The sequence below is a fragment of the Streptomyces sp. NPDC090088 genome (assembly GCF_044747345.1).
In the GTDB taxonomy this organism is placed as follows: Bacteria; Actinomycetota; Actinomycetes; order Streptomycetales; family Streptomycetaceae; genus Streptomyces.
This window is the reverse complement of the sequence record NZ_JBIVDZ010000002.1, coordinates 1,233,892-1,254,424: the sequence shown is the minus strand read 5'-3', so window position 1 is coordinate 1,254,424 and position 20,533 is coordinate 1,233,892. Positions and strand designations below refer to the sequence as shown.

The following is a 20,533-nucleotide window of genomic DNA, read 5'->3' as shown; positions in this document are numbered from 1 at the left end:
TACACTGACGCGAGCCGAGCCGGAGGTATGTGACATGGCGTACGGAAACTTCCCACCCCAGATACTGCCGCCGGGCAGCCCCTCCGACAGGGTGCCCTCGGCGCCGCCGGGAACGATCTTCGTCCTGGGTACGGAGGGCGGGTACGCCGTACCGCCGCGCCGGTACACCCTGCTGTTCGGGCGCGACCGCGAGGACGTGCACGTGCCGGTGGGCGTCGACGACCCGACCGTCAGCCGTCGCCACGGCGTGTTCACCTGCACGGGGACGGACGGCGACTGGTGGCTGGTCAACACCGGCAATCTGCCGATCGAGCTGCCCGACGGGGTGCTGATGCTCACCGGCCACAAGCGGCTCATGGAGTCCGGGTACACCCCGCTGGTGATCAACTCGTCCAGGCAGCGCTCCCATCTGGTGGAGGTCCGTGTCGTCGACGAGGACGACCGGCATCCTCGCTCCACGAGCGGTGCGGAGACCGTGGACCCCGAGACGGTCTACGAACTCTCCCCGCAGGAACGGCTGGTGCTCACCGCGCTCGCCCGGCGCTACCTGGAGGGCCACGACGCCTTCCCGCTCCCGCTGGCCTGGGAGGACACCGCCCGTCTGGTCAACGCCTCCCCGTACGCGACCAAGTCCTGGACCTACAAGTCGGTCGCGAACACGGTCGAGGACGTCCGCGAACGGCTGCACCGCCGGGGGGTGCGCGGACTGCTGCGCGACGAGGTCGGCGAGCCGGTCGGCTCCACGCTCAGTGTCAACCTGATCAGGGAACTGCTGAAGACGGCGACGCTGACCGCCCAGGACCTGGAGTTGCTGGTCGTCAGGGACTGAGCGGAACGCACGGTAAGTGCCCCGGCCGGTCCTCGGCCGGGGCACGCGGCGTTTCTCAGCCTGCTGCCTCGCCCCCGGTTCCGGCGTTGTACGTGACGTGCATGGTGCCGTGCTCGACCGCGAAGACGGCTGCCTGGTCCTCGGCCGAGTTCTGCTGCTGCTCCTGTTCGGGGTGGTGCGTCGTGGTCGTCACCTGGTTGTTGTCGCCGACGATGAAGGTGCCGGAGACATCCCCCGTGTGGATGTCCCCGTGTGCGGATTCCGCGGGCATGGTGGGCCTTTCCTGGTCGGTGTCGGGGAGGGTCAGGCGCCGCAGTCGTTCTGCAGGCTGTCCGCGGCCGAGTTCATCGCCGAGGCCTGGCTCGACGTGTCGACCACGGAACCTCCCGGATCGCTCTGGTACGACGTGTAGAAGCCCTCGATCTGCTGAGTGGCGGTCAGCATGTCGTAGAGGTCGGACTGCACGGAGCTGTCCTGGGCCTGCGAGACGGCCTCCTGCAAGGTGGACTCCATGGCGTTCAGGTCGCTGATGACGGTGCTGACGTCGGAGAGCACGGTGCTGGAGTCGGGAACGGTGGACGACTCGCCCGCGTTGTAGGCGTCCATGTCGCTGTTGTACGAGTCGACCGCACCGGACGCGATGGCCGCATCGGTGTTGAACTGCTGTGTCTCTGACGACAGGTCGGGGATCACGGTCGCGCACACCGGATCGACCGTGGGCGTGGGCGAAGGGCTGTCGACCGGGACCGATGCGACGACGGGGCGCGGCGGAAGGGCCGACGACGGGTCCGTCCGATCGTTCGCGTAGACCGCGGCACCCACGCCCAGCACGGCTACGGCGCCGAGCGCGCAGGCGAGGGCGAGTGCCGATATGCCGCCCTTGGCACCGGCCGCACCGGCCGCACCGGCGGCGGACAGCCCCGCGTGGCCCGCGCTCGTCGCGGTCGGGGCGGTGCCCGCGGCATGCGGCGAGTGGGTGACGGAGGGGTGCGCCGAGAGGTCGATCCGCCGCGGTACCGGTGCGGCCGCGTGCACGCCGGTCGCATGGGCGGCGACCTGCGGCTGTGCGGAGGCCTGGGACAGATCGATCACCGGCCTCGCCGCGTGCGCCGGCACGGACGCGTGCGCCGGCGCGGACGCGTGCACGGGGGCCGAAGTCGCGGACGTGGGGACGGTCGAGTGGGTGACGGCGTGCGTGCCGCCCACGCCGTGCGTCGGGGTGACCGCATGGGCCGTCGGGGTGACCGCATGGGCCGACGGGGCGACCGCATGGGCCGGCGGTGTGACGGCCGACGCCGCGCCGGCGGCCTGCTGACCCGCCGAATGCGCGTGCAGGGCGGCGAGTTCCCGCCACAGCACCTCCGCCTCCAGCACCAGGGCCGTCGTCTGCGCGGCCCGCCCGAGCGCTCTGCGGCGGGTGCGGGCCTCGTGCAGGAAGAACTCCTCGCCCTCCTTGTCCCCCGCGCTCCGCGCCGCCGACCAACCGGCTCCGAGCAGGCTGCCCCAGGCGTCGAACTGCCGGGACAGCGCCAGCTTCGGCGAGGCGGCACGGGCCAGCGCCGCGCCGAGCGGCGCGTGTCCGCTCCGTTCCGCCCGCAGCACCACGGCGTCCAGTGCCTGGAAGTGGGCCGCGAGGTCGTCCGGGGTGGTGTCCTTCGCCTCGACCCACGTGGTGAGGACCCGGCAGAGCCGATCGGCGGGGAACACCGTCTTCCGTACGTTCAGCACACACTCGGCGACGTCCGGCGGACAGCTGTAGCCGGTCTCCGAGGCGAGCAGCAGACCGTGTCGCACCAGACCGCCGGCGAGCGCGTCGGCGTCCGGCAGGCCGAGCAGCTCGTTCAGGTGCCGGGCGGCCAGCTCGGCGCCGGACAGCGAACCGAGCAGGTACAGCAGGTCGCGTTCCTGCGGACCGAGCCTGTTGAGCAGCGCGGGAAGGAGCTCGGGGAGGTCGGCGATGCCGGGCAGGCCCTTGCCGGTCGCGGCCGACAGGGCGATGCGCCGCAGCCTCAGCGGGTTGCCGTGCACCGCGTCGCACAGCGCGGGGACGATCCGCGCCTCGTCCGGCCGCAGGGCGCGGGGAAGCAGCGCCTCCACCAGTTCGGTCGCCGCCGGGGCCGTCAGCCCGTCGAGCCGGATCGCGTGCACGCCGTCGACGGCGGACCGCTGCTGCGAGGTGAAGACGAACGTGGACTGCTCGGCCATGTCGAAGAGCCGGCGCAGGTCCTTCTCGTCGAGTCCGGCGTCGTCCAGGTAGATCCGCAGCCGCAGGGTCTTCAGATGCTCTTTCAGCACCTCCAGGGACGGCTTGTAGTTCGGCGCGTCGAAGCTGATGTCGAAGAGCGCCTGGGCGAGGTCGTCGGCCGTGCGTCCGCCGGCCTCGACGTAGGCGGCGCCTTCGGGTCCGCGGGGCAGCTCGTGCGCGAGGTGGCGCAGCAGCGCGCTCTTGCCGACCCCGGACGCGCCCCAGACCTGCACCAACTGCCGTGTCCCGACGGCCTCTCGCAGGACCTCCACGTCCCGTGCCCGGCCGATCAGCGGCTCGCCGGCGGACCGCGGCAGCTGGGAGATCGGCCGGCGCTTGACCGGGTCCGGCAACGGCGCCCCCTGCACGATGCTCACGGTGTTGTTGCTGCCTACGACCACCGTTCCGGAGACGTCACCCACCCGGATCCCCCCGGCGGCCTCCGGAGCACCGTTGTTCTCTGGCATCTGCTTCCCCGTCCTCTCCAACGCCCGGGTCCCGGCACTCGGCCATGCTGACGCCGGCCCGTCCTGCGAACCCGGCGCTATTACGTGTTCGGCGAGATCGCCGGCGATCCGGCGGGCCCGGCCGCGACGGCGATCCGGGCGAGGTGCTCCAGGTCGAGGATCGTGACCCTGCGGTAGCCGGTCACGACCGCGCCCGAGTCCCGCAGCGCCCGCAGGGCCTTGTGGATCGACGACTCGGCGGCGCCGACCAGGGTGGCCATCTCCGGCTGGGACAGCGGGAGACGGGCTTCGTTCCGGCCGGGAGGCCCGTAGGTGACGGCCAGGTGGTGCAGGATCCTGGCCAGCCGTCCGAGCACGTCACACCCGGTGAAGTCGACGATCCGGCCGGTCGCCGTGCGCAGCTTGGCCACCACGCTCGCGCTGAGCGCGAGTCCGATGCTGGGGTGCTGTTTCGTGCACTCCAGGAGTTCGGAACGGAGGATGTGGCGGGCCAGCACCCTGCCGCAGGCGGTCACGGTGCCGACGCGCGGCTGGCCGTCGATCCCGGCGAACTCCCCGACCAGGTCCCCGGCCATCCGCACGGCCAGCAGCGCCTCACGGCCGTCCTGCGCCCGCGCGGTCACCTTGACCATGCCGCCGAGCAGGAGCAGGGCGAAGTCCGAGGTGTCGGCCTCCAGGATGGTGATCTGACCCGTCGGGTAGGCCACGCCGTGGCCGAGTCCCATGAGGATCGCGCGGTCGGCTTCGTCGACCCGGCCGAGCAGCCCGGCCGGCGGCCAGTAGGCCACGGCCCCGCGCACCCGTGTGTTGCTCATCGGCCACCTCTCTTCCCCGTGCCGCCGAAGCCGCACAAGCCGTATTAGTAGCCGGTCTACCCGGGGACCCCTCCTCTACGGTCGCGTCCATCATCTTGTCGACATCGGATGACCGGGACGTCGGCACATCGCTCCGTCGAAGTGCCTGCCCCCGTCGTGATCGCGGAGGAACTGTGAATCCGAGGTACGCCTACCGAGCCCTTCTGACCTGCGACATCGTCGGTTCCGCGGGCCGCGGCCAGCAACGGCAGCAGGAGATCCGGCGAGTCCTGCGCACCGCGCTGTCCGACGCCCTCGACGTGGCGGGCCTGGACGCGCGGGACTTCACGTACGTCGACACCGGCGACGGCTTCCAGCTCGTCGCCCCGGCCGCGCTGCCCAAGGCCGGACTGCTGGTCCCGCTGCTCCCAGAGTTGAGTGCGCGGATCCGCGAGCACAACCGGCAGGCCCCCGTGGACGCCCGGCTGCGGGTGCGGGCCGCGGTGCACGCGGGCGAGATCCTGGTGGATCCGGAGGGCGCGGTCTCCGGCGCCCCGTTCGAGACGCTGGCCCGGCTGCTCGACTCGGCCCCGCTGCGGCAGGCGGCCCTGACCGGTACCAGTGGCACCCCGGTGGCCGTGATCCTCTCGCGGCACTTCTACGAGGAGACGGTCGGGCACGGCTACGAGGGGCTGGAGGCCGACGCCTTCACCGCGGCGGACGTCCGGGTCAAGGAGTACGCCGCGCGGGCCTGGCTCTGGTACCCCGGCAGCCCGGTCGGACCGCGGGTCGATCCCGGCCGGGACTCCGGTTCCAACTCCGGTTCCAGCTCCGGCTCCGACTCCGGCTCCGGCTCCGGCTCCGACTCCGGCTCCGGCTCCGATCCCGGTTCCGGCGAGCGGCCTTCGGAACCCGGGCCGCGGACCGCGGAGCAGTTCGTCCGGGCCGACGGGAACGGCACGGCCTTCGCCGTCCACCGGGGCAACCAGTACATCCGCCACAACGACCGGGGTTGATACGCGCCGATGAACGAGGAACTCGCCGAGCTGGCCGCGAGCGGCGCCACCGCTCTGGTCACCGCAGTGGGCACCGATCTCTGGCAGGAGGCGAAGCGGCTGATGAGCGGCATCCTCGCCCGGGCTCGCGGCGGCCGCCGCGACGAGCTGTCCGAGGCGCTGGACCGGCAGTCGACCGCCGCGAGGGAAGCGGTCGACGCCGGGTCCGTGCGCTACTGGACCGAGGCCCTGTCCCAACTGCTCGACCGGGACCCGGAGTTCGCCCAGGACGTCCGGGCCCTGGCCGCGCTGGGAACACGGGACAGGCCGGACATCGCGATCCAGGTCAATTCCGCCACCGATTCGGGTGAGGTGTTCGCGGTGCAGCACGGTACCCAGTACTTCGCCGCCGGGCCGAAGTCCCGCGATTCCCGGGAACGGCCGTGAGCCGGCACGAGGGCCGGCGGGACGGCCTGATGAACGGACGGGTACGGGCGGCGCTGCTCGTGGCCGTCGTCATCGGGGCCTTCGTCGAGGTCGGCACGCCGCATCGGCAGTACGGCCCGTTCGTGGACGTGTTCGCCCTCGCGGCGGTGGGGGTCGTCGGCGCCGCGGCCGTACTCGGATCCGAGTCCGTGGCGACGCTCGCCCGGCAACGGGACCGGCTCGAACAGGAGGCCCAGTCCGCTACGACGGCTCCGATCTGCCGCTATGTCACGGGACCGGTGGCGCCGCAGCCCCGGTCCCAGCCCCAGCCCCCGAGGCCCCGGCCGATCCTGCGCGAGCGGCCGACCGACCTGAGCGTTCCCCGCTTCGGCGAGGGCGCCCGGGCCCAGGGCTATCCCTGGCTGCTGCCGGAGCGGACCGTACAGAACGGGATCGCCGCCGACGAGGCCACGGTCGGTGCCTTCGCCATCCGCGCGGCCTCCGTCATCGGGCCCGGCCACCGCTGCGCCCGGCCCGCCGAGCCGCGGCAGGACTCCTACCGGATCGGGCGGAGCCGGGACAGCCGGTACGCGATCGTCGCCGTGGCCGACGGCCTGTCCAGCGCGGCCTGGTCCGACGCCGGGGCCACCACGGCCTCCAGCCAGGCCGTCACCCTGCTGCGCGAGCAGGTCGAGACGCGGGGCTTCGGCGGCCTCGACGGGAAGGAACTGTACGGACGGATCGCGGAATCGGTCGCCGCGCACGCGGCCGGACGCGGCGTCGCCACCTCGCAGGTGGCCACCGTGCTGATCACCGCGGTGCTCGCGGAGCCGGACGCGAACGGCGTCGCGGAGGCCTGGGTCGCGTGGCTCGGCGACAGTTCGGCCTGGACACTCGATCCGCGCCTCCCGCTGTGGCGGACATCCGCCGGCGACACCAAGGACCGCGCGGCCACGGTCGTCTCCAACGAGGTCGCCGGGCAGCTGCCGGACACCCCGCAACTGGCCAGGGACCACTATGTCTCGCTGGCCCCCGGCGCCGCCCTCGCCCTGGTCACGGACGGGATCGGCGACGCGTGGGCGGACCCGGCCGGCGACGTCAACGCCTACTTCGCGAACGCCTGGCGCTCGCCGGTGCCGGCCACCCGGTTCACCGCCGACGTCGGCTTCGACGCACCGCAGTGCCTCGACGACCGTACGGCCGTCGTGGTGTGGAACGGTGGCCGGGCATGACCGAACCCCCTCTCCTGGCCGATCCGCGAGGCTGGGAGTTGCCGCGGGCCGTGGGCGTCGACGAGCTCGGGCCGTTGGCCGAGCCGATCTCCGAACACAACGGCCAGGCCGTCGCCGTACGACCGCTGGAGGACCATCCGGGCTGGCTGGCCAAGCTCTACCGGCCGGACCAGCACCCGGAGGACGCCCGCCGGCTCGACCTGCTGATCGCGGCTCCGGGCACGCTGCCCGAGGCGGAGCGTGCGGCCCTGTACGCCGGGACCTGCTGGCCCGCGGCCCGGATCCACGGGCCCGGCAACCCGGCCGTCGGCTGCGTGATCCCGATGGCGCCCGAGCAGTACCGTGCCGAGCTGCGGCGCGGCGCGTTCAGCGAGCGCCGCTTCGTGGAGATCGACTGGCTGGCGAAGTCCGACGAGTCGATCCGGGGCATCGGGCTGCCGTCCCCCGGCTTCGCGGGCAGGCTGGACGCCTGCCGCCGGCTGACGGAGCTCGCCGCGATCCTGGAGAGCCTGGGCCTGGTCTACTCGGACTGGTCGTTCTCCAACGCCTTCTGGAGCCCGGACCGGCGTTCCGTCTACCTCATCGACGTCGACGGCTGCCAGTCGAAGAAGATGCCCGACATCCATCAGCCGAACTGGGCCGACCCGCTCACCCCGCCGGGCACCGACGCGGACGAGTTCACCGACCGCTACCGGCTCGGACTGCTCGTCGCGAAGAGCATGACGGGCCAGCGCGACGCGCGGGTCTTCCACACCGTCGCCGGGTCGCACTGGCAGAACCAGCCCGCCGTCTCCGAGGTACTGCTCGACATGCTGCTCGCGGCAGACCGCGAGCGACGGCCCTCGGCCGCCCAGCTGCACCAGGCGCTGAACAGCGGGCCCTATCTCAGGACCGTGCCGCGTCCGACGCGCACCGCGCTGCCTCCGCTGCCCCCCGCCGGCGCCGCCACGGCCGTGAGGAAACACAAGCCGGCGCCCGTCGAGGCGGCATCGGCGCCCACGGCACCCACCGTGGAGAAGCCCTCGTCCACCTCGCACGACGTGTGGATCGTCGTGCTCGTCGTGGCCGTGATCCTGCTCCTCGTCATCGCCTCCAACCACTAGCCCAGAGGTGCACCATGTCACTCTGCCTTCCCACCTATGTGGTGATCGACGCGTCCTCGTCGATGAAGCCGCACGAGGCGGTGCTCAACGCGACCCTCTCCCGTCTCCACTACAACCTGGCGACCAATCCCCGCGTCTCGGAGTTCGCCCGGGTCTGCGTGGTCGCCTTCTCCACCGATGTGCACGTGGTGATCCCGATGTCGGACATGGAGCAGGTGCCGGCCATGCCCGAGGTGATCTGCGGCGGGCGCACGGAGTACGGCAAGACCTTCGACCGGGTACGGGAATGCATCGAACAGGACGTCAGCGACCTGAGGGCGCAGCACTTCAGCGTGTTGCGGCCGACGGTCTTCTTCCTGACCGACGGCGGGCCGACCGACGCGCGCTGGCAGAACTCCTTCCGCACGCTGGTGGACCGGGACTGGCCGCGTCATCCGCACGTGATCGCCTACGGCTTCGGCGGCGCCAAGCGCGACGTGCTGGAGCAGGTGGCGACCAAGGCGCTGTTCATCGCCGACGGTTCGGACACCGAGTCGGCGCTGAGCGCGGCGATCACCGGTCTGCTCAACACCCTGATCGCCTCGTCGAAGACCGGTCAGATGCAGATCGCCACCGACGTCAAGGGCTTCGAGTACGTCCAGGTCGCCCAGGAATACGTCGACTGATGAGGGACGTCGACCCGCGTGCCGCGTCGTCCTGGGCACCGCGCGCCTCCGTCGGACTGACCGCGCTGGCCGTGGCGCTGCTCACCTGCGGCGCCGCGATCGAGGTGACGGGCAATGTCCTCGACTCCGCCGCGAAGGGCGACGGCGGCGACTCGCACCCGGTGAGGACCGTGCCCCCGACCCACGGGCGCTCCCGCACCTCGCGGGCGCCGTCGCCGCACCATTCGCCCTCGTCCTCACCCACCGATCTACCCAGTCCCAGTCCCAGTCCCAGTCCCATCCCCAGTTTCGGTTTCAGTCCCACTCCCACCCCCACTGCCACAGGGAACTCGTTCACCAGGCAGTAGAGGGCAGGGCCGGCCGGCGGATGCCGGTCACCCCTCCGTCAGCCACGCCCGCGTGCCGAAGGAGGCGCACGCGCGGGACGCCACCGCCGCGGCTCGTGCCAGGGCGTCGGCGAAGGCCGGGCCGTCGAGGGCGGCGTGCGCGGTCAGGTGATGGGTGAGGGCGCCGTGCAGGACGTCCCCCGCGCCCAGGGTGTCCACCACCCGGGTCCCGGGGACGTCGACGAGGCCGCCGCCCCCGGGACCCGCCCAGGCGATCGGCGCCCCGCCGTCGGTGACGGCCGTCCAGGTCACCCCGTGGTCCCTGAGGAACTCCAGGGTGTCTGCGGGGGTGGCGGTGCCCGGCGGGTGGAAGTCCGCGGAGCACACGGCGACGTCGATGGAGCGCAGCAGCCGGTCCGTGCCGTCCTTCCAGCTGCCCGCGTCGAGGACGGTGGGCCGGTCGGCGGTGCGGGCGGCGGCCGCGACGGCGAGGGCCAGTTCCAGGTGATGCCCGTCGAACTCGGCGATGTCGCAGGACGCGACCAGTTCCTCCAGCTCGTTCAGGTCGTCCGGATCGGTCGGGGGGCGCAGCCGCCAGCCGGCGGCGTTGGTCGAGGCGACGGCGCGTGCGCCGGTCGAGGCGGTGACCAGGATCGAGGACACCGCGGGCGGCTCCGCGCGCCCGGCGGCCAGGTCCGTGACGCGCACCCCCAGCGCGTCGAGGTCCGCCCTGATGCCGAGGGCCAGCGGATGCGAGCCGATGCCGGTGAGCAGATGGGGCCGGCCGCCGAGCCGGCCGAAGGCCACGGCCGCCCCGGTGGCGGGTCCGCCCGCGGCGACCACCTGCTCACGGGCCGTCAGTTTCTCGTCCGGCCCGGGCACATGGTCCACCAGCTGGATGACGTCCAGGGTGCACAGGCCCACGAAGAGCCCCTCGGTCCTCGCCACGCGGCCAGTGTATGCAACCCGTTTCCCCGGCCAGGAGACATATGTCCGCCCTCGGAGCGGGCCGGGTCAGCACCGTGGCGCTGCTGTCCGGGGTCCTCCACACACAGTCGGCCACGGCGAGGGTGGCCCGCCTGTCCCCAGGGGCTACCGATAAGTAACCGCCTGCTCGTACGCTGCCGCCAACTCACCACCGAACCGAGGGAGTTGGGTCATGCGGGTACGGAGACGGCTGGCGGCGGTCGTGGCGGCCGGGGCCCTGTTCGCGATGGCGGGCTCCGCCGCGCACGCGGACACGGACCCGGACGCGGCGAAGTTCTCCGCGACCACCACCATCGGCACGCACAACGCGTACGAGAAGGACAAGTACACCTACTGGGCGCAGGCACTGGACTCCGGGGCCTCGCTGCTGGAGCTGGACGTGTACGCGGACAGCATCAGCAAGCGGTGGCGGGTCAGCCACAGCAATCCCTGGGGCAACGACAACAACTGCGAACACGCCGACACCCCGGGCGAGTTGTACAGCCAGAACCGCAACCAGGACCTCGGCAGCTGCCTCGACAACATGGCCGCCTGGGAGCAACTGCACCCGGACCACGCGCCCGTCGTCGTCAAGGTCGAGCTGAAGGTCGGCTTCAACAACAACGTCGGCCTCGGCCCCGACGAGTTGGACACGCTCGTCTCGCAGAAGCTCGGCAGCAGCGTGTACAAGCCGGCCGACCTGCTCGGCTCCTCGTACTCCACGCTCGACGCGGCCGCCAAGGCCGACGCCTGGCCCACCCGCGACCAGCTCAAGGGCAAGTTCGTCTTCGAACTGATCCCGGGCACGGTCGAACAGGCCAACCCCTTCGACCACTACTGGACCGACCAGGAGTACGGCGACCACCTGCGGGACCTGTCCGCCGCCGGGAAGATCTCCGAGGCCCAGGCCTTCCCTGCCGTGCTGGGCGCGGCCGCCGGCGACCCGCGCACCAGCCGCTACGACGCCTCCATCCGGCCCTGGTTCGTGTTCTTCGACGGCGACGCGGCCACCTATGTCGACAACGCCTACGACACGTCGTTCTACTCCGCGAACCACTACGTCCTGATCATGACGGACGCCGCCGGAGTGTCACCGGCGATCTCCTCCACCGGCCCGACCGACGCCGAGGTCGCGGCCCGGCTGGCGCTGCTCGCCGCCGACCACGCCAGCATCATCACCTCCGACTGGTCGACCAAGTCGGCGGCCGTGCTCGGCGAGGTGGCGGGCCGAAGCTGACAAATCCCGCGCCCGCGCGGATCTCCCGTGCCAAGGTGGGGAATACGGAATACGCAACTGCAACGCGTGTCACCCCACTGGCACCCAGGGAGCCTCCCACATGCTGCACGGAATCGACGTGAGCGCGTACCAGTCCTCCAGTTACGACACGGATGACCTCTCCTTCGTCTTCATCAAGGCGACGGAGGGGCATTCGTACGTCAACCCCAGGCTGGCCGCGCAGACCAAGACCGGGCGCGACGCCGGACTGGTCGTCGGCTTCTACCACTTCCTCTGGCCCGGCAACCTCACCGCCCAGGCCGAGTACTTCGTCAAACACGCCCCCGAGAAGGCCGGCGAGATCCTCGCCGTCGACTGGGAGACCACCGGCGACGGCACCCACGCGAGCAACGCCGAGAAGGACACCTTCATCCGCAAGGTCAAGGAACTCCGCCCGAACCACCGGGTCGTGCTCTACACCAACCGCGACTTCTGGCTGAACATCGACACCACCTCGTACGCCGGCGACGGCCTCTGGATCGCCGACTACGTCAGCGCCGGCCACCCCCGCATCAAGGCCAAGTGGCGTTTCCACCAGTACACCAGCGACCCGCACGACAAGAACGTGGCGGACTTCGACGACGAGGACGCTCTCAAGTCCTGGGCGAAGAAGGAGGATTGAGCGCCGGGGGACCGTCCGGCAGGTTTCGGGGCGGGGTGCCCGGGCGACACTGTGAACCGTGGTGAGCAGCCCCGCCTCCTTCTGGGTGGCCCTCGACGCCGGTGACCGGGCGGCGCTGCTGCGGGCGGCGACGCGGGTGCCGCTCGCCGCCGACCGGCAGTTCCTGGCCCAGGGGGAGGGCTCCGACCATCTGGTGGTGCTGCTGGACGGCTGGGTCAAGGTCGTCGCCCAGTCGCAGGCCGGTTACCGCGCCCTGCTCGCGCTGCGCGGTCCGGGCGAACTCCTCGGCGAGCAGGCGGCGGTGGAGAACGGCCGCCGTTCCGCCACCCTGGTCACGGCCACCGCCGCCGAGCTCCTGCACCTCCCGGCCAGCCGCTTCCACGTCCTGGCCCGTGCCCGCCCCGGCATCGCCGCGGCCCTGGAACAGACTCTGGTACGACGGCTGCGCGAGGCCGACGCCCAGCGCGCCGGCATCACCGAACCGGTCCCCGCCCGCCTCGCCGCCCTCCTCCTCGACCTCGTCGACCGGTGCGGCCTCCCGGAACCGCACGGCCCCGGCCGCCGCCTCGGCCTCAGCCTCTCCCAGGACGACCTGGCCGGCCTCCTGCTGACCTCCCGACGAACCGTCAGCCGGGTCCTCGAACAGTGGCGAGCGCAGGGCTGGATCGTCACCGGCCGCCAGTCCCTGGCGATACGAGCACCGGACCGCCTGGCCGAGCAGACCTCCAACGACTGACGGACGAGTACCGACCGGATGCGCCCCCGACCGGAAGTTCCGCGCCCGCAGACCTACTGGCGGACGGGGGCGGACCAGGGTCGGCCTCCGACCAGGAGGTCCGCACGCGGACACCGGCCGGCCAAGCAGGCACCTGGCAGCCGACGGACACGGGCGGACCCAGTCGGCCCCGCCCAGGAATTCCACGCCCGCAGACCAACTGGCGAAGCGGACGCCCGGCAGCTGACCGACAAGTGCGGACCGAGTCGGCCCCCCGCCCCGGAGTTCCGCGCGCGGCGGTGGTGGCGGGACCGGGCTCCCCAGATCGGTCCCGCCACCGGTCGCCCCCGCGGACTGCCCGTGCCGGGAGCGTCCCCCGATGTCGCTCTCGCACGTGGCGGTCCCCCGGGCCCGCGGGGAGTCAGGACGGCGCCGGCGCGGGTCGTGGTGCGCCCCGCGCATACGTGGATGGAACCTGCCGGGGACGTGGATGTCTACGCCATCTGGCGCACAGGGAGCCGATCCCGGCGGAGAGGGGAGGGGGCGGGGGCGGTCAGCCCCGGAAGTTCTCCGGGCGTTCCGGGGACGCCTCCGCGAGCGCCTTCCGTACGCCCTCCGTGTCCGCGCGCAGGCCGTACACCGGCGTCCCCGGCTGCTGGCGCCAGGAGTCGTCGATGCCGCCGTTGTCGACGGTGTCGAAGCCGAGTTCGTCGATCAGGGCCCGGACGACCCGCTTGGCGGCCTCGTCGTCGCCGGAGACCGGGACGGCCTGGCGGTCGGGGTCGCCGGCGGGGCGGCCGCGGTCCAGGATGTCCTGGGCGTAGGTGCCGTTGAAGGCCTTGATCACGCCGTGGCCGATCTGCCGCTCGGTCCAGCGGCTCTCCGCGACGCCCTCGTCCTCGATCCCGCCGATCCGGCCGTCCCGCTCACGGGGGTAGTAGTTGCCGGTGTCGATCACCGCGACGTCCGGCGCGGCCCCGTCCAGGAGGCCGGACGGCAGGTCCGGGACCGCCTTCAGCGGGACCGTGACGACCACGACCGCCGCGTCCCGCGCCGCCTCCTCGGCCCGTACCGCCGTCGCCCCGGTCTCCTCGGCCAGCGCGGCCAGCGTCTCGGGGCCCCGCGAGTTCGCCACGGACACGTCGTGTCCGAGGGCGGTGAGCCGCCGCGTGAGGTTGCCGCCGATGTTGCCCGCCCCGATGATGCCGATCTTCATGACATGCCTTCCGAGAGTCGTTGCACATGCATGCATTCGTCCGCTGTGCGGCGACAACCCCGGGGGCGCGGGACCTATTCCGCGGGCGCGGCGATCGGGTGAGGCCCCGCGCGGAAAACCCCGGCTAGCCGGCGAACGGGTCCGCCAGTTCCGCCCTCAGCACCTCCGCCGCGCCCTCCGCGTCCCCGGCCGCCAGCGCCCGGACGAGTGCCTCGTGGGCCGCGTCCCCGGTGTCCGGGTCGGTGGTGCGCAGGCCGGTCAGGGCGAGGAGTTCGATCAGGCCCTCGCGGAGCACCGGGGTGAACTCGGTGAACAGGTCGGCGAGGACGGGGTTGTGGGCGGCCGCGACCACCGCCGCGTGGAAGGCGATGTCGGCGTCGACGAAGGCGGGGTCGGCCGCCGCCCCCGCCGCCCGGCGGCCCGCCAGTGCCGCCTCGATCGCCGTGACGTCCTCCGCCGTACGGCGTTCCGCGGCGAGCCGGGCCGCGTGCACCTCGACGGCCGTCCGGACCTCGTACACATCGGTCACCGCGGCCCGGCGCAGCCGCGTCGGCCAGTCCTCGGCGGGCTCGGTGGCGATGACGAAGACCCCCGAGCCCTGCCGGGGCCGCACCAGTCCGGCGCCCGCGAGCGCCCGCAGCGCCTCGCGGACGGTGGAGCGGCCCACGCCGAGTTCCTTCGCCAGGGTGGTCTCGCCGGGCAGCCGGGTGCCGACGGGCCAGGTACCGCCGGTGATCTGCTCGCGCAGCCGGGCGGCGGCCTGTTCGACCAGGGGGCTCGGGCGGACGGGGCCAAGCGGCATGCGGTGTCACCAACTACGTTCGGGGGCCGGACCGGTTCACAGGGATTCTCACTTGTCTGAGGACCTGAGGACTCGCTAGCGTACCCGTCATGACGTTCCGCGGTCTTCTTCTCGGCTGCCGCGGCGGGGCCTGACGCGACCGGCACCCCGCCGCGGGTCGCCGTGCCGCCGGTCACCGTCCGACCGACGAGCCGAGAGGCAGCCGCCCCGATGACCCTGCTGTGGAACCCGCAGCGCCCCAGCCCGATGCCGTACGACCGCTACCGGCCCTTCCACGAACGCGTGCACGTGCCCGCCACGGCGGACCGGAGCTGGCCGTCCGCCCGGATCGAACGCGCCCCGCTGTGGGTGCCGGTCGACCTGCGCGACGGCAACCAGGCCCTCGCCGAGCCGATGGACACCCCGCGCAAGCGCCGCTTCTTCGATCTGCTGGTCCGCACCGGCTTCAAGGAGATCGAGGTCGGCTACCCGTCCGCCTCCCGCACGGACTTCGACTTCGTACGGCACCTGGTGACGAGCGGGGCCGTGCCGGACGACGTGACCCCGGTGGTGTTCACCCCGGCCCGGCGGGGCCTGATCGACCGGACCTTCGACGCGATCGAAGGGCTGCCCCGGGCCGTCGTCCACCTGTACATCGCCACCTCTCCCGTGTGGCGGGAGGTGGTGCTGCGCCGGGACCGGGCCGAGGTGTGGCGGACCGTGCGCGAGGCAGCCGAGCACATGGCGCGCCGGGCCGGGGACACGCCCGGCGTCCGTTTCCAGTTCTCCCCGGAGACCTACAACCTCACCGAACCCGACTTCGTCCTCGAACTCTGCGACGGACTCACCGAGTTGTGGGACGCGAGCCCGGACCGCCCGGTCACCCACAACCTCCCCGCGACCGTGGAGATCGCCACCCCGAACATCTACGCCGACCAGATCGAGTACGCCCACCGCCACCTGGCCCGGCGCGACTCGGTGATCCTCTCCGTCCACCCGCACAACGACCGCGGCACCGGCGTCGCCTGCGCCGAACTCGCCGTGCTGGCCGGTGCCTGGGGGTCCCCCCGGACGAAGTCTGGGGGAGGGTGGAAGGCTGTCTGTTCGGCAACGGCGAGCGCACCGGCAACGTGGACCTGGTCACCCTCGCGCTCAACCTGTTCGCCCAGGGGGTCGATCCGATGGTCGACCTCGGCGACCTCGACGCGGTCCGCGCGACGGTCGAGGAGTGCAACCGGCTCCCGGTGCACCCCCGCCACCCCTACGCCGGCGACCTCGTGCACACCGCGTTCTCCGGCACCCACCAGGACGCGATCGCCAAGGGGTTCGCGGAACACGCCCGCAGGGCACGGGAGTCGGGGGTTCCCGAGTCCCGGGCGCCCTGGTCCGTCCCCTATCTGCCGGTCGACCCGGCCGATCTGGGGCGGACGTACGAGGCCGTGATCCGCGTCAACTCCCAGTCCGGCAAGGGCGGTTCGGCCTACCTGCTGCGCACCCACCACGGCATCGACCTGCCGGAGCGGATGCGTCCGGAGTTCGCCCGGCTCGTCCAGGAGGCCACGGACGCGAGCGGCCGGGAGGCCACGCCGAAGGAGCTGTACGACCTCTTCCGCGCCGCCTACCCGGCCGACGGCGAGGTCCGGCTTGACGCCTGGTCGGTCCACGAGGAGGCGCCGGGCCGGCACCGCTTCGTCTGCACCCTGCGCACGGGCGACCGGGCCGGCGACCACGAGGGCACCGGCCCCGGCCCGCTGACCGCCCTCGCCGACGCGCTGACCGGCGCAGGCCACGCCACCCAGGTCCTGGAGGTCACCCACAGCGGGGCCCACGCCTTCGCCGAGTGCCGGGTATACGGGACGACGACGGTCTGGGGCGCGGCGGAGGGCCCCTCGTCACTGGCCGCCTCGGTCGGCGCGGTGCTGTCCGCGGTGAACCGGGCGGGGGTGCGATGAGCGTCGTCCTGCACGCGGAGGACGTACACGTGGTGCGCGACGGGCGGCCGATCCTCCAGGAGGTGTCGCTGACCGTCCGGGCCGGTGAGCACTGGGCGCTGCTGGGGGCCAACGGCGCCGGGAAGTCCACCCTGCTCGGCCTGCTCGGGGCCCTGGTCCATCCGACGCGGGGCACGGTGGAGGTCCTCGGCAGCCGGCTGGGCCGCGTGGACCTGCGCGAGCTGCGGACACGGGTGGGCCATGTCGACCCGCGCCACCCGCTGGGCGAGCCGCTGCGGGTCAGGGACGTCGTCCTGACCGGGCTGACCAACTCCGTGGCGCTGCTGCCGCGCTGGCGTCCGACCCCGGAACAGGAGGAGCGCGCCGACCGGCTGATCGACACGCTGGGGCTGGCCGCGCACCGGACGGCCCGCTGGCCCACACTCTCCCAGGGGCAGCGCGGGCGGACCCTGATCGCCCGCGCGCTGATGCCCGAGCCCCGGCTGCTGCTGCTCGACGAACCGGCCACCGGCCTGGACCTGCCGGGCCGCGAGCGGCTGCTCACGGCGCTGGACGCGCTGCGCCGGGCGCATCCCGGGCTGGCGACCGTGCTCGTCACCCATCACCTGGAGGAGCTCCCGGCGGGCACCACCCACGCCCTGCTGCTGCGCGACGGCCGCGCCCTGGCACAGGGCCCGGCGGCCGAAGTCCTCACCGGCGACCAGGTCGGCAAGTGTTTCGACCTGCCGCTCACCCTGGAACGCCACGGCGGCCGCTGGACCGTCCGCGTCGAGTCCAGGGCATGAGAACCGGGGCATGAGAAGGGGGCCCGCGATCCGCGGGCCCCCTGCACTCCTGGCGCCTACTTGCTCAGGTGCGCCCAGAACTCGTCGAACGACAGCACCTTGTCACCGTTCAGGTCCCGGCTGTTGATGATCGCCTGGGCGACCGTCTCGGTGACGTTCCAGTCGCCCTCCTGCGCAAGCGCGGACTTGAACTCGGCGGCGGTGATGAATCCGTCACCGTCCGCGTCGATCCGCTGGAAATGCGCGCGTGCCTCGTCGATGTCCGCCACCGATCCGCCCCTTTTATTCGTTTTCCATCGTCATGCAGACGTACTGTCGCAGGTCAGATTAACGGTCCACGCGAGCCCGCAGCGCAGCGGCCAGCCAGGCGAACTCCTCCGCGTACACGGCGAGGGGCTGCCCCTTGAGCACACAGAGCAGTTCGCGGTAGCGGGCGACCCGGTCGTTGAAGGCCGCGTCCAGCCGCGCCAGCACGGCGGCCGGGTCGGCGTCGCCGAGCACCCCGCGCAGCGCCTCGTCGGCCTCCGGCGAATCCGGTACGACACCCCGGCGCCGCGCCTCGCCCACCAGGTCGACGAGCCGCTTCATGAACCACAACGAGGCTCCGGGCGGCACGTCCGGCCCCCGGTCGGCCGCGTTGAACTCGGTCGCCCTGCGCATCTGGGCGCGGAACGCCGGGTCCTGGACCATCTCGGCCAGCTCCACCCACGCGTCGACCTGCTCCGGTGTGGGGTCGTCCGGCAGCTCCGCCACGGTGGCGAGCATCCGCTTGCGGATCTCCGGATCGACGGTGTCGAGCCCGTGCAGCGTCTCCTCGACGAACTCCTCCAGGATCCGCCGCCGCTCCGCCGCCGACAGCCGCGCCAGCTTGTTCATCAGGGTCGTCTCCTCCGCACTCGATCCGCGTCGCGCCACGGTCGACAGCACCGCCCGGGTCACCTTCAGGGAGCGGATCTGCGCGTCCAGCGCCGCCACATGCGCCGCCGCGACCTCCGCCACCGTCTGCTCGCCGGAGAGCACCGCCCGCACGTGCGCCAGGCCGAGACCCAGTTCGCGCAGGGTGCGGATCAGCTCCAGGCGGGCGAAGGACCCGGCGTCGTAGAGCCGGTAGCCGCCGGGCGACCGGCCCACCGGGGTGAGGACGTCCTCGTCGGACCAGTAGCGGATGGTGCGCACGGTCAGCCCGGTGGCGCGCGCCAGCTCGCCGATGGTGAAAAGTCCGGTGCCGTCTTCGATCATGTCTGCGAGTGTGGGCCTTCCAGCGGGTGGAGACTCAAGGAGCACGGTGGCGGAGACTCTGCGGGACATTCTCGACGCGGCGGCCCGGGGTGTCTTCCCGCCGCCCGACGGCCGGACGACCGTCGTCCCGCAGCCGTCCCCCCGGGACGCCGGGGTCCTCGCCTTCACCGCGCACGCGGTCGTCTTCGTCGACGAGGACCCGCGGTGGGTGTACGACACCCTGCGGGCGATCCCCACCGACGCGCTGAGCGCGCCGATGAACGCGCGCTTCCTCACCGCCCTGATGGACCGTACGGGCCGGGAGCACGAGACGATCGACGCGCTGCTGGTGGCCGGCCCGCTCCCCGGCCGCCCGGAGCTCCCCCTGACGGAACTGACCGGCCCCGGCCACTCCCGGGTCGCCTACGCCCACGGCCGCCGTGCCGAGGTGCGGGCCTGGGCGGCGGAGGGCGGGGTGCTGGTGCTGGGCCGGGGCGTCGCGGGCCGCCTGGAGGTCTCGGTGGAGGTGGACGAGGGGGTACGACGGCGGGGGCTGGGCCGCGCCCTGGTGACCGCCGCCCGGCAGCTCGCGGACGAACCGCTGTGGGCGCAGGTCGCCCCGGGGAACGCCCGCAGCACACGGGCGTTCCAGGCGGCCGGCTATGTGCCGGTCGGCGCCGAGGCGCTGCTGCTCAAGTCCTGAAACCCACGAGGCTCAGCGGAAGATGCCGGTGTGGCCGAGCGAGTAGCGGCCCGGCTGCGGGTAGACGGCGAGGCCGTGCGGGCCGCTGCCGACGTGGATGCGGGCCAGCTCCTTGCCGGTGCCGGTGTCGATGGCGTACACCTCGGAGTTGTAGCGGCCGGACAGCCACAGCACCTTGCCGTCCGCCGACACCCCGCCCATGTCCGGGCTGCCGCCGCCGGGCAGCCGCCACTTCTTCGTCAGCCGGTTCTCCGGGAAGTCGAAGACGGAGATGGTGCCCTCGCCCCGGTTGGAGATGTACATCTCGCGGGAGTCCCGGCTGACGTACAGCCCGTGGGCGCCCTTGCCGGTGTGCAGGAAGGTGGGCTTGGAGAAGCTGTCGCCGTCCAGGATCCACAGCCCGTCGGCCATCATGTCGGCGATGTAGAACAGTTTCCCGTCGGGCGAGACCTTGACGTCCTGGGGCATCGCCCCGTGGAACGGCAGTTTCTCCTGGCGCAGCACCTTCATCTTCTCGGTGTCCACCTTGAGCACCTCGCCGCTGAACTCGCAGGAGACGATGAAGTAGCGGCCGTCGAGGGAGAAGTCGGCGTGGTTGACGCCGTAGCAGCTGACCGGGAGGGACTTGACGGTCTTCATGGTGTGCGCGTCCCGGAAGACCAGGGCGCGGTCCATGGAGGCCATCACGATCGCGAACTTGCCGTTGGGCGTGAAGTACAGGTTGTACGGGTCGTGCACGGCGACCGGTTTGCCCGCCCGGCCGGTCCTCGGGTCGATGGGGGTGAGGCTGTTGCCCAGGTCGTTGTTGACCCAGAGCGTCTTCATGTCCCAGGACGGGACGACGTGCTGGGGCTGCCGGCCGACCCGGATGGTCCCGGTCACCTTGTACGTCTTCGGGTCGATCACCGAGACGGTGTCGGAGTTGGTGTTGGGCACGTAGATCCGGGACGGGAAGTCCTTGACCACGGGCGAGAGCCGGCCGGGGCGGTCGGCGGCGTACACGTCGTTCGGGTCGAGGACCGGGGGCATGCCCGGCAGGGCGTCGACGACCGGCTCGACCTTCTTCGCCTGCGGCTGCGCGGGCGCGGTGCTGAGGGCGGCCGGTTCCTCGGGGCCGCCGGATCCGCCGCCGCAGGCGGACAGCAGCGCCAGGGCGGCAAGGGCGGTGCCCGCGACCGACAGACGGGCGACTCTCGTGGCTTGCATCGGCGTTCGCA

The 20,533-nt window shown here is 72.5% G+C and carries 20 protein-coding genes and 1 pseudogene; 12 read left to right on the top strand and 9 right to left on the bottom strand.

Features of this window, described 5'->3' with window-relative positions; genetic code table 11:
- The first annotated feature begins 34 nt into the window (after positions 1-34).
- The gene (locus ACIPSJ_RS14435) at positions 35-829 is read left to right on the top strand and encodes an FHA domain-containing protein (protein ID WP_359218733.1); all 795 of its coding nucleotides are present in this window, start codon (positions 35-37) and stop codon (positions 827-829) included.
- A gap of 55 nt (positions 830-884) precedes the next feature.
- Here ACIPSJ_RS14435 and ACIPSJ_RS14430 read toward each other — a convergent pair whose 3' ends face one another.
- The 3 genes from ACIPSJ_RS14430 to ACIPSJ_RS14420 all read right to left on the bottom strand — a co-directional run bounded on the left by ACIPSJ_RS14430 (position 885) and on the right by ACIPSJ_RS14420 (position 4,356).
- On the bottom strand, positions 885-1,100 hold the full coding sequence (locus tag ACIPSJ_RS14430; RefSeq protein ID WP_401345821.1) for a hypothetical protein: 216 nt from the start codon (positions 1,098-1,100) through the stop codon (positions 885-887).
- A 32-nt stretch (positions 1,101-1,132) separates the two neighbouring features.
- Positions 1,133-3,541, bottom strand: coding sequence for a hypothetical protein (locus ACIPSJ_RS14425; RefSeq protein ID WP_401345819.1), 2,409 nt, complete (start codon positions 3,539-3,541; stop codon positions 1,133-1,135).
- Between the two features lie 80 nt (positions 3,542-3,621).
- Entirely contained in the window at positions 3,622-4,356 is a 735-nt protein-coding gene (locus ACIPSJ_RS14420; RefSeq protein WP_359218727.1) for a Crp/Fnr family transcriptional regulator, read from the bottom strand.
- 173 nt (positions 4,357-4,529) lie between these two features.
- Between ACIPSJ_RS14420 and ACIPSJ_RS14415 the strand changes: the two genes are divergently transcribed.
- From ACIPSJ_RS14415 to ACIPSJ_RS14395, 5 genes are read left to right on the top strand one after another with little or no spacing between them, the layout of a single operon-like run.
- Positions 4,530-5,351, top strand: a complete 822-nt coding sequence (locus tag ACIPSJ_RS14415) for a hypothetical protein (protein ID WP_401345817.1) — start codon at positions 4,530-4,532, stop codon at positions 5,349-5,351.
- Between the two features lie 9 nt (positions 5,352-5,360).
- The gene (locus ACIPSJ_RS14410; RefSeq protein WP_401345815.1) at positions 5,361-5,777 is read left to right on the top strand and encodes a hypothetical protein; all 417 of its coding nucleotides are present in this window, start codon (positions 5,361-5,363) and stop codon (positions 5,775-5,777) included.
- Positions 5,774-6,988 (top strand): protein phosphatase 2C domain-containing protein, encoded by a 1,215-nt coding sequence (locus ACIPSJ_RS14405; protein WP_401345813.1) that lies wholly within the window; start codon positions 5,774-5,776, stop codon positions 6,986-6,988. Before ACIPSJ_RS14410 ends, ACIPSJ_RS14405 begins: the two co-directional genes overlap by 4 nt.
- Positions 6,985-8,091 (top strand): hypothetical protein, encoded by a 1,107-nt coding sequence (locus ACIPSJ_RS14400; protein WP_401345811.1) that lies wholly within the window; start codon positions 6,985-6,987, stop codon positions 8,089-8,091. The genes ACIPSJ_RS14405 and ACIPSJ_RS14400 overlap by 4 nt, the downstream gene beginning before the upstream one ends.
- A gap of 14 nt (positions 8,092-8,105) precedes the next feature.
- Positions 8,106-8,756, top strand: a complete 651-nt coding sequence (locus ACIPSJ_RS14395; RefSeq protein WP_393667425.1) for a VWA domain-containing protein — start codon at positions 8,106-8,108, stop codon at positions 8,754-8,756.
- Between the two features lie 374 nt (positions 8,757-9,130).
- Here ACIPSJ_RS14395 and ACIPSJ_RS14390 read toward each other — a convergent pair whose 3' ends face one another.
- Positions 9,131-10,030 carry a PfkB family carbohydrate kinase gene (locus tag ACIPSJ_RS14390; protein WP_401345809.1) on the bottom strand — a complete coding sequence of 300 codons (900 nt, stop codon included), beginning with the start codon at positions 10,028-10,030 and terminating at the stop codon, positions 9,131-9,133.
- A gap of 211 nt (positions 10,031-10,241) precedes the next feature.
- Here ACIPSJ_RS14390 and ACIPSJ_RS14385 point away from each other — a divergent pair, with 211 nt between their 5' ends.
- The 3 genes from ACIPSJ_RS14385 to ACIPSJ_RS14375 all read left to right on the top strand — a co-directional run bounded on the left by ACIPSJ_RS14385 (position 10,242) and on the right by ACIPSJ_RS14375 (position 12,682).
- Positions 10,242-11,285, top strand: coding sequence for a phosphatidylinositol-specific phospholipase C domain-containing protein (locus tag ACIPSJ_RS14385; RefSeq protein WP_401345807.1), 1,044 nt, complete (start codon positions 10,242-10,244; stop codon positions 11,283-11,285).
- Between the two features lie 100 nt (positions 11,286-11,385).
- On the top strand, positions 11,386-11,946 hold the full coding sequence (locus ACIPSJ_RS14380; protein ID WP_401345805.1) for a glycoside hydrolase family 25 protein: 561 nt from the start codon (positions 11,386-11,388) through the stop codon (positions 11,944-11,946).
- 58 nt (positions 11,947-12,004) lie between these two features.
- The gene (locus ACIPSJ_RS14375; protein ID WP_401345803.1) at positions 12,005-12,682 is read left to right on the top strand and encodes a Crp/Fnr family transcriptional regulator; all 678 of its coding nucleotides are present in this window, start codon (positions 12,005-12,007) and stop codon (positions 12,680-12,682) included.
- A gap of 532 nt (positions 12,683-13,214) precedes the next feature.
- On the opposite strand, the gene ACIPSJ_RS14370 is transcribed toward ACIPSJ_RS14375, so the two are convergent.
- Both ACIPSJ_RS14370 and ACIPSJ_RS14365 read right to left on the bottom strand, forming a co-directional pair.
- Complete coding sequence (locus ACIPSJ_RS14370) at positions 13,215-13,877, bottom strand: NADPH-dependent F420 reductase (protein ID WP_401345801.1); 663 nt, start codon at positions 13,875-13,877, stop codon at positions 13,215-13,217.
- A gap of 124 nt (positions 13,878-14,001) precedes the next feature.
- A complete protein-coding gene (locus ACIPSJ_RS14365) occupies positions 14,002-14,679 on the bottom strand; it encodes a FadR/GntR family transcriptional regulator (protein WP_401345799.1) in 678 nt (225 codons plus the stop codon).
- Between the two features lie 210 nt (positions 14,680-14,889).
- Here ACIPSJ_RS14365 and ACIPSJ_RS14360 point away from each other — a divergent pair.
- Both ACIPSJ_RS14360 and ACIPSJ_RS14355 read left to right on the top strand, forming a co-directional pair.
- A pseudogene (locus ACIPSJ_RS14360) lies at positions 14,890-16,610 on the top strand (2-isopropylmalate synthase).
- Positions 16,607-17,395 carry an ABC transporter ATP-binding protein gene (locus ACIPSJ_RS14355; protein ID WP_401345797.1) on the top strand — a complete coding sequence of 263 codons (789 nt, stop codon included), beginning with the start codon at positions 16,607-16,609 and terminating at the stop codon, positions 17,393-17,395. The pseudogene ACIPSJ_RS14360 and the gene ACIPSJ_RS14355 overlap by 4 nt, the downstream one beginning before the upstream one ends.
- A gap of 56 nt (positions 17,396-17,451) precedes the next feature.
- Here ACIPSJ_RS14355 and ACIPSJ_RS14350 read toward each other — a convergent pair whose 3' ends face one another.
- Together ACIPSJ_RS14350 and ACIPSJ_RS14345 are read right to left on the bottom strand one after the other, a co-directional pair.
- Positions 17,452-17,664, bottom strand: a complete 213-nt coding sequence (locus tag ACIPSJ_RS14350; RefSeq protein WP_355722936.1) for an EF-hand domain-containing protein — start codon at positions 17,662-17,664, stop codon at positions 17,452-17,454.
- 58 nt (positions 17,665-17,722) lie between these two features.
- Positions 17,723-18,634 carry a MerR family transcriptional regulator gene (locus tag ACIPSJ_RS14345; RefSeq protein WP_401345795.1) on the bottom strand — a complete coding sequence of 304 codons (912 nt, stop codon included), beginning with the start codon at positions 18,632-18,634 and terminating at the stop codon, positions 17,723-17,725.
- Between ACIPSJ_RS14345 and ACIPSJ_RS14340 the strand changes: the two genes are divergently transcribed.
- The gene (locus tag ACIPSJ_RS14340; RefSeq protein WP_359218695.1) at positions 18,633-19,316 is read left to right on the top strand and encodes a GNAT family N-acetyltransferase; all 684 of its coding nucleotides are present in this window, start codon (positions 18,633-18,635) and stop codon (positions 19,314-19,316) included. The two genes, ACIPSJ_RS14345 and ACIPSJ_RS14340, sit on opposite strands and share 2 nt — an antisense overlap.
- 12 nt (positions 19,317-19,328) lie before the next feature.
- On the opposite strand, the gene ACIPSJ_RS14335 is transcribed toward ACIPSJ_RS14340, so the two are convergent.
- Positions 19,329-20,522, bottom strand: coding sequence for a beta-propeller fold lactonase family protein (locus tag ACIPSJ_RS14335; RefSeq protein ID WP_359218693.1), 1,194 nt, complete (start codon positions 20,520-20,522; stop codon positions 19,329-19,331).
- Between the last annotated feature and the right edge of the window lie 11 nt (positions 20,523-20,533).